Source organism: Corallococcus macrosporus (assembly GCF_017302985.1).
GTDB classification, from domain to species: domain Bacteria; phylum Myxococcota; class Myxococcia; order Myxococcales; family Myxococcaceae; genus Corallococcus; species Corallococcus macrosporus_A.
In genome coordinates, this window is the sequence record NZ_JAFIMU010000007.1 from 2448967 (window position 1) to 2462184 (window position 13218).

Here is a 13218-nt window from a genome sequence, read left to right on the forward strand (position 1 = left end):
GTGCGCGGCGTCAGGGCGACACGAGGAGGATGCCCCCGGCGAGCGCGGGTGCCTCGTCATCGCCCATGGCTCGCACGTGGCCTTGGCCCAGCTGTCCGGACGTGTTGAGGCCCCAGCACAGCGCCCGGCCGCTGGAGAGCACGGCGCAGGTGTGCTGGCCGCCCGCGGTGATGGCCGTGGCGGGGGCGCCGCCCACGTCGATGAAGGCGGTGCCGGGCGCGGACAGGGAGCGCGTGTTGGCGTAGCCCAGCCGTCCCCGGGCGCCGTTGCCCCAGCACTGGAGCTGGCCGGACTCGAGCAGGGCGCAGGTGTGCTGCGCCCCGGCGGCGACCTGGACGGCGCGAAGGCCGGACGCCAGCGCCACGGCGGTGAGGGGCGTGGCGTAGTCCGGGTTGCCGTTGCCCACCTGCCCGAAGGCATTGGCGCCCCAGCAGCGCACCGCGCCCGTGGTGACCAGGGCGCAGGTGTGCTGCGCGCCCAGGGCCAGTTGCACGGCGGTGCCGCCCACGTCCACGTCTCCCGCGGACGACGGCAACTCGGTGTCACCGACATCGTCGTCACGGTTGTAACCGAGTTGCCCGTAGGCGTTGGCACCCCAGCAGCGCGGACGGCCGGAGAAGAGCAGGGCGCAGGTGTGGTCACCGCCCGCGACCACGTCCTGTACGGGCGCGCCGACGGGGACGTCGGTGGTGGGTGGAGGTTCGTTGTCGCCCAACGGGTCGGTGTGGCCCAGGCCCAGTTGTCCATGCGCGTTGTCACCCCAGCAGCGCACGTGACCGGAGGTGAGCAGGGCGCAGGTGTGGTTGGCACCCGCGGTGATGCGCAGCGCGCGGGCGCCGCCCAGGTCCACGGTGCCCACGCTGGCGATGGGCTCGTCGTCGCCGATGGCGCGCGAGTGGCCCAGGCCCAGTTGTCCCAGCGCATTGGCGCCCCAGCAGCGCACGCGGCCGGTGGAGAGCAGGGCGCAGGTGTGGCCCAGGCCGGTGGCCAGTTGCACGGCCTTCTCCCCCGGGGCGAGGGGCACGGGGCCCTTGGACGCGGGCGTCTCGTCGTCGCCGACGTTGGCGGTGCCGGTGTAGCCAAGCCGGCCCTGCGCGCCGCTGCCGAAGCAGCGCACGGACCCGTCGTTGAGGAGCGCGCAGGTGTGGCTGTCGCCGGTGCGCAGTTGCGCGACGTCCGTGGGGCCACCCGTCTGCAAGGGGGCGTCGGGGAACTGCTGCGCGCCCAGGCGGTAGGTGGCGGTGGTGCGGGCTCCGGCGGCGTCGGTGACCTGGAGGGAGAGGTGGCCCTGGAGGGATGGGGCGTAGTGCTGGAGGACGGTGGGGTTGGCCTGCGTGGTGAAGTCCGGCGCGGGCGTCACGGGCGCGTCCGGGGTGAAGCTCCACGCGTAGTCGAGCGTGCGGGCGGGCTGATCATCCGACACGGTGGCGGCCCACGCGACGTCGGAGGTGCCGGCGAGGCGGGACGCGGCCAGGGCCTTGATGACGGGCGCGAAGAGGATGCGCACGCTGGTGCCCAGCGAGTCCGTGGACAGGTCCGCCGGAAGGACGCGCGTCACGAACGGGGTGCTGATGGAGTGACCCGCCGGGTTCGTGACGGTGAGCGAGTGCGTGTAGTCCGTGGGACTGGGGATGCCGAAAGGGGGCAGGTAGCGGGCGACGAAGGCGCCGGAGGTGCCGGTGAGCGTGAACGTGCCGCTGGAGGGGAGGAAGGAACCGCCGTCGGTCGCGGCGGTGAGCGTGAAGGTGAGGGCCTCGCCGGCGGTGGCCTCGACGAAGAAGGTGACGGTGGCGGGCTGTCCGAAGACGAGCTCTCCGGGAAGCTGGATGCGGGGGATGCGCGGCAGGGTGATGGGCGCGCCGTCGTGGGTGGGCGCGAGCGTGATGGCCACGGCCTCCCGGTCCGCGGCGAGCGTCTGCGTGGTGCTGCCCTGGAAGAGGAGCACGTCGCCGCCGTCGTAGGCCCGCGCGCTGAACGTGAGCGAGCGGTGGCGCGGCAGGGACGGCATGGTGCCGGACCACCCGGAGGGCGAGGGCACGAGGTCGAAGTTCGTGAACAGCGCGCTGTGGCTGACCGCGTCCTCCACGTCGACGCGGATCCGCGCCACGTCCGCGAAGGAGAAGCCCGCCAGCGCGTGCCGTGTCTGGGATTGGGAACCGGTGCTGTCCGTGGAGACGGTGAACGTGACGGAGGCCATGGGCTCCGGCGCGACGGCATCCGTCGTGGGCGACGTGCACGCGGCGGCGGTGCACAGCAGGAGGAGCGCGAGGGCGGCGGGCTTCGTCATGACTCTCACGGAAGGGAAAGCGAAGCGGGCGCCCGGCGTGTGCCGGGCGCCCGCGAGTGTTCAGGGACTACGGGGTCGGGGGCAGGAGCGGGACGTCGCCGAAGGGCAGCTCGTTGTCGCCGATATTGTTGCTGTTGCCATAGCCGAGTTGCCCGAGGTTGCCCCGGCCCCAGCAGCGCGCCTTGCCCGTGGAGAGCAGTGCGCAGGTGTGCTGTCCGACGGAGGCGTTGACCTGGTAGGCCGTCGCCCCGTCCAGGTCCACCGCGCCACCCGGCGTGTTCAGACCCACGTTGACGGGCACGGCGGTGCTGTAGCCGAGCTGGCCGTAGCTGTTGCTGCCCCAGCACCGCACGCTGCCGTTGGAGACCAGGGCGCAGACATGCTCGCTGCCCGCCGACACCTGGAGGGCCGTGAGGCCCACGCCCAGGGTCACGGTCGTCTGGTTCGCGAGGGTCTTGTAGTAGCAGTAAGCCGAGCCACCGTACTCAGGGCACCACGGGACGTAGGACGTGGTGCCGGTGTTCGGGCCCGTCCCCAGTTGCCCGCTGACGTTGCTTCCCCAGCAGACGATGCCGCCGGACTTCTGCAGCGCGCAGGTGGAATAGGCACCCGCGCTGATCTGCGCCACGGGGCCACCGGGCTCGAAGGCGACCTGGCCGGCAGGAGTCTCGGTGTCACCAATGTCCTGGAGGTGGCCATAACCCAGCTGCCCCTGGTTGTTGCGCCCCCAGCACAGCATCTTGCCGGTGGAGAGCAGGGCGCAGGTATGCGCCGCGCCCGCGGTGATGTCAGTGGCGGTGGCCCCGCCCAGGTTCACGTCGCCGGCCTTCCAGGGCTGCTCGTTGTCGCCGACGTTTTCCGTGCTTCCGTAGCCCAGCTGGCCGTTGGTGCCACGACCCCAGCAGCGCACGCTGCCGCCGGCCATCACCGCGCAGGTGTGGTCGCCGCCCGCGGCGATGCGGATGGCGGGACCGCCCAGGTTCACGAAGCCCGCGTCGATGACGGGCTCGCCATCACCGATGTGCTGCGTGCTGTTGTAGCCCAACTGCCCGAAGGTGTTCTGGCCCCAGCAGCGCACGTCGCCCGTGCTCAGCAGGGCGCAGGTGTGGTTGTAGCCCGTGGCCAGCTTCGTGGCCTTGCCCAGTAGGTTCACCGGGCCCTCCAGGTACGGCAGTCGCGACGGAGCGTCACCCAGGTTGTAGCCGTTCGCGTAGCCGAGCTGCCCGTAGTTGCCCTGACCCCAGCAGCGCACGGAGCCATCATTCAGCATCGCGCAGGTGTGACCATTGCCGCCGCGGATGGTGTTGATGCCGTCGAGCGGCCCCTGGGCCACGGGCTCGTCCGGGAACTGGCCCGGCGTGAGCTTGTAGTTGAGGGTGGTGGTGCCGTTGTTCGTGTCGGTCACGGACATCTTCAGGTCGCCCTGAAGCGTGGTGGTGTAGTGCTGGAGGGTGGTGGGATTCGTCTGGGTGGTGAACGCAGGCAGCGGATCCGGCGTGGTGCCGGCCGACGGCGTGAAGGTCCACGCGTAGGTCAGCGCCTCCTCGGGCGTGTCATCCGCGACGGTGGCCGTGAACTTCACGTCCGTGCCGGTGCGCTGGGCATTCAGGCCATTGATGACGGGGTTGAAGAGCACGGCGACGGACGTGTCGATGACGCCGCTGCTGGTCTCCGGAGGCAGCACCTTCGTGGTGAACGTCGTGCTGATGGAGTGCCCGGCCGGATTCGTCACCGTGACGGTGTGGCTGAAGGTCGTCTCGGTGGAGACGGTGGGCGGCGAGTACTGCGAGACGAACGCGCCGGCCGTGTTCAGCAGGGTGATGCCACCGGTGGTGGGCGAGAAGCCGCCGCTGCCCGTCGCGGGCGTGGAGGTGATGGAGTAGGTGAGCGCCTCGCCGACGTTCGCTTCGACGAAGAAGGTGATGTTGCCCGACTGCGCGGAGGCGAAGGCGGAAGGGATGCTGATCTTCTTGATGCGGGGGATGGAGATGTTGGCGCCGTTGGTGGCCGAGGCCAGCGGGATGGTGACGGTCTGGAAGTCGAGGGTGAGGGTGGCGTTGAGCGACCCGGAGAAGAGCGGGGTGCCGGACGCACTGGCCGCGCGGGCCTCGAAGAGCAGGGCCTTGGCCTTGGGAAGGAAGGGCAGCTTGCCGGTCCAGGCCTGGGCGGAGGTGAAGAGGTCGAAGTTCTTGAAGAGGGGGACCTTCGAGCCGGAGGAGACGTCGTAGACGTCGATGCGGATGCTGGCGACGTCGGCGTAGCTGAAGGCCTGCGCGGACACGCGGCCCTTCACCGCCGCGGAGTACAGGTCCTGGGCGCCAATGGAGACGGTGACCTGCGATTGCGTCTGCTCGGACGGCGCGGAGGGGCCTGGCGCCTCGGTGCCCGAGCTGCACGCGGCCATCCACGGCGAGGACAACGACAGCAGCAGCGCGCCCAGCATGCCGCGCGACCGGAACCAACGGGGAGACGTGCTCTTCACGAAGACACTCCTTGGGAAGACAGACAGTGGAGAAGGCCAATGACTCGCACCGGGCACACGCCGGCCTCACGTGCCCGGGCCGGAGCCCGGAGACACGTTTTCCGTGCCGCGCTCGGAGGGAGCGCGGCCGGGGGACGTCACGGAAGACAGAGGGAAAGGACAGGCGTTCGCCGACCCGGGGAGACCTCCCGGCCCTCGGCGGATGTCTGGTGTGCAGCCAGCGACGACGGGAACAGCGCCAGCGGGTGAAAAGACTGTCACGCCTTTTATTGGCTTCCGCGAAAGCGTGTCAATGTCTGGGTTTGCGCTGACTGGCGGGTGGAATGCGTGTCAGTCGCGGCGGACCCGCGCGGTGACAGGAATCGTCATCCCTCCCGGCGCTCGAGCTGGCGGAAGTGGAGCGCGGGGTGACGCACCGGGTTGATGAGTGAAGGGAAACAAGTAAGTCACGGAAGCTTTGTCAAACACCCCAGTGCTCCATGGCGCGCACGGCCCCCGGGAGTGACAGCCATTGACCGGCGGTGGCACCCCGTTGGTCCGGGGGGACTCGGGTGGCGCGGGTCCCAGAATGCCGCGCGGCACGGGCTCACACCGGCTGGTGGCCGTCGTCGTCGTCCTCGAAGTCGTCTCCCGGAACCACCTCATCCGGTCCGGCCAGCTCGTCCAGGTCCTCCACCAGGTCCTGCTGCATGGGCAGGGGTTCCTCGCTCAGGTCCGGCGTCATGTCGTCGCCTCCCAGGAACGGCGGCGGGCGCTCGGTCGCGGCCTCGGCTGACATCGCGGCCTCCTCGGCGGTCAGCTCCGCCGGGTGCAGCCCGCCCTCCAGCAGCTCCGCCTGGTTGCGCCTGCCGGTGGCCTCCCTCGCCGCCGCCTCCACCTCCTCCGCCGCGGCCTGCCGTCCGTACGCGGGCGCGTGCTCGCGCAGCCACTCCCGCAGCGCGGCGGCCAGCTCCGCCCCCGTGGCGAAGCGATCCGCCGGAGCCTGCCGCAGCGCCCGGGCCACCACCGCGCGCAGCCCCTCCGGCACGTCGCGCGCCAGGTGCTCCACCTGCGCGGGCCCCACCAGCGCCATGCGCGCCGCCACCTCCGTCAGGGGCATCCACGTGGGCCCCTGCGCCTGCACCAGCGGCAGGTCCGGCGGCGGGAGCGCCACGTCCCCCTCCTGCGCCAGCGGGTGCGTCCCCGTCAGCACCTCCAGCAGCACCAGCCCCAGCGAGAACAGGTCGCTCCTCGCGTCCACGGGCTCGCGCCGCAGGGCTTCTGGCGACGCGTACGCCACGTCCCCCTTCACCAGCGGGCGGCTGGTGATTTCCCGCCCCGGCAGCGTGGAGAAGGCGGCGGTGAAGTTGGTGAGCTTCACCTCGCCGTGCACGCCCAGGCGCAGGTTCCGGGGGCTCACGTCCCGGTGCACGATGCCCAGCGGCCGGTTCCACTCGTCGCGCAGCGTGTGCGCGTGGTGCAGCGCCTCCGCCACCTCCGACACCACCCACGCGCCGAAGGCCGGAGACATGGGCTTGCGCCGCATGGCCACCAGGTTCAGCACCGTGTCCAGCGACCGGCCCTCCACGTACTCCATCACCACGTGCGGGACGCCCCGGTACGCCTTCAGGTGGTAGACCTTCGCGATGCCCGGGTGGTTGAGCCGGAACGTCAGCTCCACCTCCTCCACCAGCCGCCGGCGCTCCACGAAACCGGACGGGTTGCGCAGCCGCTTGATGACCACCGGGCCGCCCATCCCGCCCCGGTAGCGCCGCCGCGCCAGCATCAGCAGCTCCCCGGTGGCGCGCACCTCCAGCTTGCGCACGAACTCGAAGGCCGTGCCGCCCACCGTGAACAGCACGCGCGGCCGGCGGGGCACGCCGGGAATCTCCTCCGTCGTCGTATCGGGCGTCTTCATGTCCTGCCTTTCAACCTCTAGGGTCGAGCGGGAATCGCTCAACCCCGCAGGTAGCACAAACCCTGTCGCGGGGAAAACCTCCAGGGTTGTGTGGAAGTCACAGGACGCCCGGGGTTCAGCCGCCCCGGCGCAATCCCAGACGCCGCAGCCACTGCTCCCAGCGCCTGCGCCATGCCAGGCGCCGGGCCAGCCACCAGGGCATGGGCGGGGGCATGGGCGCGGCCAGCCCCGCGGACGGTCCGGGCGGCGACGGCACCGGCGGCGTGGGGGCGCTCGAGTGCGGCGGAGCGCCCGGCACGCGCCGCTCGTACGCGCGGGCCCAGCGGCGCAGCTCGCGGGCCTCCTCGTTGCCGTCGAAGTACGCGTCGGACTCCTCCGTGACGGCCTCGTGGGGCGGCGGCGCGTTGAACAGCGGCCGGTCCCAACTGGCCGGGGCTCGCTCCAGCGCGGCGCTCAGGTCGGTATAGAGGTCCGAGCCCATCTGGTAGCGCTGGCTGACGTCCTGGCGCAGCAGCCGCTCGCAGATGTCATTGAGCGCGCGGGGCACGCGCGGGTTGAGCGAGCGCGCCGTCCTCCCCTTGATGGTCTGGATTCCCCCCAGCAGCGCCGCGGCCGGCAGGTCCGGCGGGTAGGGGAAGTCCCCGGTGAGCACCTGGAAGAGCGTGAGCCCCAGCGAATAGAGGTCGTCCGTGGGCTGGTAGACGTAGCGGGCCATGCCCTTGGGGTTGTTCAGCCAGTAGCGCAAGAGCTCCGGGCTGCGGTAGCTGGGCGTGCCCGGCGGGGGCCGGCCGTCGGTGATGGCCGGGGCGCAGGCGTGGTCGCTGGAGCCGAAGTCCACCAGCACCGGCCGCTCGTCCGACGCGCGCACGATGATGTTGCTGCCCTTGATGTCCCGGTGGCGCACGCCCGCGCGGTGGATGAAGTCCAGCGTCAGCGCCAGCTCCGCGAACAGCCGCGCCACCTGCCGCGCGGACGGCTTCGCCTCCACCGCCCAGTCCGACAGCGTGGGACCCTCCACGTAGTCCATGACCAGGAAGAGGTAGCCCGTGCGCGGGTGCGGCCAGCGGTGGTAGCCGCGCAGCGCCACCACGTTCGGGTGGGTCATGCGGTGCAGCACGCTCACCTCCTTGAGCGTGCGCGCGTCCACCTGCGAGCCCTCCTCGGAGTCCTGCGGCCCCTGGAGCGCGAACTTCAGCGCCACGTGGAAGCCCCCGGTCTCCGCCAGGAACACGGTGCCGTAGCCGCCGGTGGCCAGGCGCTTCAACAGCCGGAAGCTGCCCACCACCTCCTGCGGCTGGAGCAGCAGCGGATGTCCTCCCTCCAGGCTCATTGCGGAAGGCCTCCTTCGCCCGAGGGAAGCCGGGCTTCTTCAGGATGTGGGGGGTTCAATCGGAGAGCGGGAACGTGGCTGGGAGGATGCATGCGGGAAAGGCCCCGTTGGACCTCTCAGGTCCATAGCATGGCGGATGCCCCTTGGGGTAGTGTTGGTGCCGTGTCAGGTAGGATGCCGGACACCTGACTTCATGGGAGACACGGTCCGGCCAGGGGTGGGTGAGCGGCAATGAACGAGGAGCTGGCCATCACGGTAGGCACCGCGGCGCGCGAGGCCCGCGAGCGGCAGGGCCTGACCCAGGGCGACGTCGCCAGCCAGGTGGGCATCGCGATGGAGGTCTACAGCCGGATGGAGCGCGGGCGCGTGCTGCCCAGCTCCACCACCCTGCGCAGGCTGTGCATGGTGTTGCGCATCCGCGCGGACACGCTCCTGGGGCTGGACGGGCCCACGCCTCCGGAAGAGGCGCGCACGCTGGCGCTCGCGGACCGGGAGGAGGATCCACCCACCCTGCGCAGGCTGGTGCGCGCGCTCAGGCCCCTGGATGAAGAGGACCTCAAGGCCATGGGGCTCATCATCCAGGGCGCGCTCGCGCTCCGGGAGCGCTAGTCGTTCAAGCTCCGCGCGCGGGCCTCCGAAGGCCCGCGCGTTGTGGGCGACGTCACCCGTGGGATGGGCCGTCGTGGGACAACCCTGGAGGTCATGTCGATTTCAAGGAGGGGCGCGAACTCAAGCGCCTACCCACCACGTCACCGTGGAACCGCTCAGGGCCAGCGGTCCACCACTGTCCCGGCCCCTCGACTGGATCCCTTCACCCTGCCGTCCTTGAACGCCACGGCTTCGTTCTCCACCACGAAGCAAATGGGGTACTCGTCCTGCCCCGGGAGCTTCACGCGGTCGTACCGGACGATGAGGGCCGGCCCATCCACACGCCCCATCTTGTCGGAGAGGTAGTACGCCTTGCCGTAGAAGCGTGTCCCAACAGGGGCGACCGCAAGCTGCCGGTCATCGGTGATGCCTTTGGGGACCACCCCCACCACCTCCCCGCCAGCGGTGAACCATACATTGGCAAAAGCCGCCTGGCGGTCATCCAGCTGAAGGGAGAAGCTGTCCCCTTCCTTCCAGTGAAGTTGCTCCCGCATGGCCTCTTCCGCCCCAGCCGGGCAGGTGAAGCGCTCTGGCCGGATCTGGGCACCCGGACAACCCACCGCCAGCGCCGCGACGAGCGACAGCGACGCGCACTCGACGGCGGCAACGGACTTCTTCGGCGAGCGGGGCGCACGTCCTGGGAGTGAGGCTTCGGGTGCAGGGGTCTTCAAGGCGGATCCTTCCTTCGGGGCAGCGGCGATGGCTGGCCCTGGGGGTGTCACGGACGAAGGGCCAGCGGGCGTCATAGCAAGAGGGGTTGTCCTGGGCGGTGCGGAATGGGGGATGTCAGGAGGAGGGCGTGGAGTCGCGGCGTCGTGCGACCCGGCAGACCCGCCGGGGGCGCTCCCGGACAAGCGCCAGAGGGCCGTGGCCATGACGAGCGCGACGATACAAACGACGCCTGCGAGCCACCTTCCCGCGCGAAGCGGTCGCTCCATCAGGGCCACATGCCGCTTGAGGGATTGCGGCGTGGAGGGCACCACAGGAGCCGCAGGAGTTGGCCCTCCGTGACGCTGTTCAGCGGGCGGATGGACCGGCACGTCATACTCGGCGGAGCGCTCGGCACGGAGATCCGCCAGCTCGCGGCGCAGCGCCTCGGTATCGACCGGACGCTTCTTGGGGTCCCGGGCCAGGATGTTCTCGACGAGGTCGCTCAGTTCCGCGGGCACCCGCGCATTCGTCAGGCGGGGTGGTGGCGGTGGGAGGGCAGGACTGTTCAAGTCGAAGCGCGGGCGAAACTCCGTCGGGCGTGGGTCGGTCAGCAGCTCATGGAGCATGACGCCGACCGCGAAGATTTCGTCGGCGACCTGGAAGGCGTAGCGGGCCCGGTGCTTGTCCTTGTGCTCGCGCAGGAACTTGAACTGCTCGGGCGCGCGATAGCGGTCTGTCCCTGGAGGCAATCCCCCGTCCGTCAGGTCTTCGGCGAGGGTGTAGGTCGCGCAGCTGAAGTCGATGATGACGGGCTCGCCGTCGCTCTTGCGGACGAGGACGTTGGACAGCTTCAGGTCCCGATGCAGGATGCCCCGGCCGTGCATGTACGCCAGCGCACCGGCAAGCTTCTCGAAGACCCCGAGGATTTCGCGAACGGTCGGGTGCTTGCGCTCCGCCCACTCCGCGAGCGTCCAGCCGTCCACGTAGTCGAGCGCGAGGTACAGGTTCCCACTCTCCGCCAGGCCGTATCCCTGTGGCCGGACGATGTTCGGATGGTCCAGCATGAGCAGCGCCGTCAACTCCCGCAGCGTCCGGGCATGGGTCTGCTTGAGGTCGCCGCTGGACTCCCGGTGCTGGGCCACCTTGATGGCCCGGTGCCTGCCGTTCTTCTCGCCCAGGAAGACGAACGCGAAGCCTCCGTCACCGAGTGGCTTGGAGACCTGCCAGCCGTCAATCAACGAACCGGGCGGAATGCGGGGCAGCGTCGCGCTCATCGGGCATCCTCCGCGGCGGGTTTCGGGAAGCGCACGTCTGGAGTCGTGAGCCGCCGCCCCTCATCCCCACGCACCTCCAGGGTGAAGACGAGGTCGGCTTTCGTCTCGGGCACGTCCACGATCGCGAGTAAACGCCCATACCCACCCGGAAGGATTGCCCCTGGCTTCTTGGCTACGAGCCGCGCCCGCAGGGGCATGCCGACTCGCCCCACGAACATCGCTTCCCGGGGTGTCCAGGCAGGGCGGTCAAGGCTGTTCACGAACATCACGTCCGCCAGAATCCAGCCCGCGCCCCGAAAGGCGACGAGCTTGTCCAAAGTAAACCCCTGCTCCGAATCGAGCGTGCCTTTGCGGCGGGACGTCGTGACGCCCTTCTCGTCCACATAGCCAAGGAGCACGAAGTCTTCCGGCTTCGGCGCCGGGGCTTGGGCCGTGGGCTGGCAGGCCGCGTCCGGCGGCTCAGGGCGCTGCACGTCGATCCGAGCGTCCACTTCGGCCGGGTCGGTCACGAGCACGAACGCGGCCCGTGTCGGCGCTCGGCCGTCAGCGAAGAATACCCCGAGCTCCTGCCGCTCGCCCGCACCGAGATTGGCCACGGGCTGAACGATGACGGAACGCTCGCCGGCATCCAGGACGCGGATCCGAGACTCATCGAAGGTCAGCGTCTTCTTCTGGATCGGCGAGGCAAAGAACAGCAGCGTCAGGGTGTCCTGCGCGACATGGACGACAGGCAACGGTTCGGCGGACGTGCTGGCGAGGGTGACGGAGCGTTCCCGCTTGACCCGTGCACCCGGTGCCGGCTCAGCCCCCGCGGCAGCTCCCGAGACGAGCATGAGCGCGAGGGCCAATCTGAAAGGTTGGGGCAAGGGTGCATGACCTCCCGGATGGGAAGACTACCATCGCGGACGCCCGCGCAGTGGGGCTCCTTCCCACGGCCGGAGCCGCGTCCCGGGCCCCTTGCTTGAGGTCAAGGCGCTGCGCGTCCGCCGATCTCGGGGAACCTCTCGTAGGTCCGCTTGAGCATGTCCAGGTGGGCGGGGTTGTCCAGGTCGAGCGGCGCATCGGTGAGCTGCACGACCCAGCCGCCCGATGCCGTGCGCCGCGCCCGTGACAGCAGCTCGGCGTCGCGGGTCGGATCCGGGAACCCGATGGCCCGCGCGGCAGCGGCAGACCAGTAGTTCAGCCACCCGAGGTAATAGGGAATCTCGGGGGCGCGGATGTGCTCGAAGAGCTTGAGGGCTGGCAGGCCCCGGCGTGGGGAAGGGGGGCCTGCCAGCGTGGGGGCAGTCTGATACGCGATGTCCACGGCAGCGTCGTCTGGCGTCGCCTCGCCCCACAACGCGCGTGCCCCTTCCGCTACGCCCTCAAGCACAGCCGCCGCTGATTCGATCACGGGCTTGTTCAATGGCAGCTTCGCGTGCACTTCGAACAGGTCTTGACCACCTGGGCTGAAGAGCCCTGATCTTTCCCTTCCCCAGACCGTCACGGGAAAGCCCTGGTCCCCGTTGCACACGAGCGGGAATCCTCCATCCTCGATCTTTTCCAGGATCCATCCATCACGCAGCGGCAATGCGATAGGACGTCCTCCATTGGAGAGTCTCCACTCCAGCCGCAGGCCGGGAAGCGCCTTCTCCATTCCATGAACGCTCTCGATTGTGCGGCGGTCTCTGCCCACAAGCGCAGGCGCGTAGACGATGAGGCCGAGTCTTTTTCGGGCGGTCATCGTTTGCACCCCGTGACAACAATATCGAGGCTCCGGTCCACCCGTTGAAGCGCGTCTTTGTGCGCCTGGGTGCTCACCCCAAGAACGAAACCATATCCACACATTGCTGCGGCCTTCCGCTCCCTATCCAGTTGCTTGATTTCCTTCTCGATCTCCCGATCCCGGACGAAGTCGCTGTACGTCTCAAACTGATGGGTCTTGATCTCCCACAGCCTGCGAATGCCGACTTGCAGCGCGTCGAAGCGCACACCGCCGACGAGCACGTCCATCCCGGGATAACGGTTGGGTGGGAAGTTGTCGGCACATTCATCATGCGGGTCGTCCTCGCCCGCGTGGGGCACGGGAACCGGTTCGCAGCTTGCGCGGCCCGTCTGGCTCACGGGCACGGGCGGCACCGGGGGCTGCCTGCTCTGTCCCGCTGGGTCGGGCTCCGGCCTGGGCTTGCGGTGCGCTCCGGCTTCCCGGGATGACACCTTCGCTCCTCGTGAGGTCCCAGCTTCCTCGGGGGAAGCATGCCGCAGCTCATACGCGTCCAACGCCTCCTGGATGGCGACGCCGACCACCACCACGCCAAGCACGATGACGGCCCCCACGGCAATCTCCGGAGCCGCCAGCACGCAGAACCCGAGTCCCACGGTCGCGGCATCCGCCGAGGCCACGGTGCATCTTCCGGTGGTGTCGTGGAACTCGAGCCGGTCATGGTCGAGGGTCCGATAGCACTTCTCCACCAGCAGTGGCCAAGGCTGGGACGCCTCACGGACCACGCACCGCCCCCCGTCCGTCCACGGCAACGTGGCTGCTCGCTGGAGGTTGGCGAACCTCGGGTTCCGGGACGCGCGCTCTGCTGGGCTCGGTGCCGACGTGGCGCAAGCCGAGAGGAAGAGCAGGAGTGCGGCGCAGGCGCGCAGTCGCATGGTCACGTCCTT

General features: G+C 69.8%; 9 protein-coding genes. 1 reads left to right on the forward strand and 8 read right to left on the reverse strand.

Features of this window, described 5'->3' with window-relative positions:
• Positions 1–10: 10 nt before the first annotated feature.
• From JYK02_RS22545 to JYK02_RS22560, 4 genes are all read right to left on the reverse strand, one after another.
• Positions 11–2287, reverse strand: a complete 2277-nt coding sequence (locus JYK02_RS22545) for an RCC1 domain-containing protein (RefSeq protein ID WP_207053921.1) — start codon at positions 2285–2287, stop codon at positions 11–13.
• A gap of 67 nt (positions 2288–2354) precedes the next feature.
• Positions 2355–4769: an RTX toxin gene (locus tag JYK02_RS22550; RefSeq protein WP_347402551.1), complete on the reverse strand. Its 2415-nt coding sequence runs from the start codon at positions 4767–4769 to the stop codon at positions 2355–2357.
• Positions 4770–5355: 586 nt separating this feature from the next.
• Positions 5356–6666, reverse strand: a complete 1311-nt coding sequence (locus JYK02_RS40495; RefSeq protein ID WP_207053923.1) for a serine/threonine-protein kinase — start codon at positions 6664–6666, stop codon at positions 5356–5358.
• A gap of 115 nt (positions 6667–6781) precedes the next feature.
• The gene (locus JYK02_RS22560; protein ID WP_207053926.1) at positions 6782–7996 is read right to left on the reverse strand and encodes a serine/threonine-protein kinase; all 1215 of its coding nucleotides are present in this window, start codon (positions 7994–7996) and stop codon (positions 6782–6784) included.
• Between the two features lie 231 nt (positions 7997–8227).
• Between JYK02_RS22560 and JYK02_RS22565 the strand changes: the two genes are divergently transcribed.
• Entirely contained in the window at positions 8228–8605 is a 378-nt protein-coding gene (locus JYK02_RS22565; protein ID WP_207053928.1) for a helix-turn-helix domain-containing protein, read from the forward strand.
• Positions 8606–8760: 155 nt separating this feature from the next.
• Here JYK02_RS22565 and JYK02_RS22570 read toward each other — a convergent pair whose 3' ends face one another.
• From JYK02_RS22570 to JYK02_RS22585, 4 genes are all read right to left on the reverse strand, one after another.
• Positions 8761–10569 carry a serine/threonine protein kinase gene (locus JYK02_RS22570; protein WP_207053930.1) on the reverse strand — a complete coding sequence of 603 codons (1809 nt, stop codon included), beginning with the start codon at positions 10567–10569 and terminating at the stop codon, positions 8761–8763.
• Positions 10566–11435 carry a DUF2381 family protein gene (locus JYK02_RS22575; protein ID WP_207053932.1) on the reverse strand — a complete coding sequence of 290 codons (870 nt, stop codon included), beginning with the start codon at positions 11433–11435 and terminating at the stop codon, positions 10566–10568. The genes JYK02_RS22570 and JYK02_RS22575 overlap by 4 nt, the downstream gene beginning before the upstream one ends.
• Positions 11436–11536: 101 nt before the next feature.
• Positions 11537–12292 carry a DUF5953 family protein gene (locus tag JYK02_RS22580; RefSeq protein ID WP_207053934.1) on the reverse strand — a complete coding sequence of 252 codons (756 nt, stop codon included), beginning with the start codon at positions 12290–12292 and terminating at the stop codon, positions 11537–11539.
• Positions 12289–13020: a DUF6310 domain-containing protein gene (locus tag JYK02_RS22585; RefSeq protein ID WP_347402552.1), complete on the reverse strand. Its 732-nt coding sequence runs from the start codon at positions 13018–13020 to the stop codon at positions 12289–12291. Before JYK02_RS22585 ends, JYK02_RS22580 begins: the two co-directional genes overlap by 4 nt.
• Positions 13021–13218 lie beyond the last annotated feature (198 nt).

Coding starts and splice junctions, on each gene's coding strand:
- JYK02_RS22560 (WP_207053926.1), bottom strand. CDS start 7,996: ATGAGCCTGGAGGGAGGACATCCGCTGCTGCTCCAGCCGCAGGAGGTG.
- JYK02_RS22565 (WP_207053928.1), top strand. CDS start 8,228: ATGAACGAGGAGCTGGCCATCACGGTAGGCACCGCGGCGCGCGAGGCC.
- JYK02_RS22580 (WP_207053934.1), bottom strand. CDS start 12,292: ATGACCGCCCGAAAAAGACTCGGCCTCATCGTCTACGCGCCTGCGCTT.
- JYK02_RS22570 (WP_207053930.1), bottom strand. CDS start 10,569: ATGAGCGCGACGCTGCCCCGCATTCCGCCCGGTTCGTTGATTGACGGC.
- JYK02_RS22545 (WP_207053921.1), bottom strand. CDS start 2,287: ATGACGAAGCCCGCCGCCCTCGCGCTCCTCCTGCTGTGCACCGCCGCC.
- JYK02_RS40495 (WP_207053923.1), bottom strand. CDS start 6,666: ATGAAGACGCCCGATACGACGACGGAGGAGATTCCCGGCGTGCCCCGC.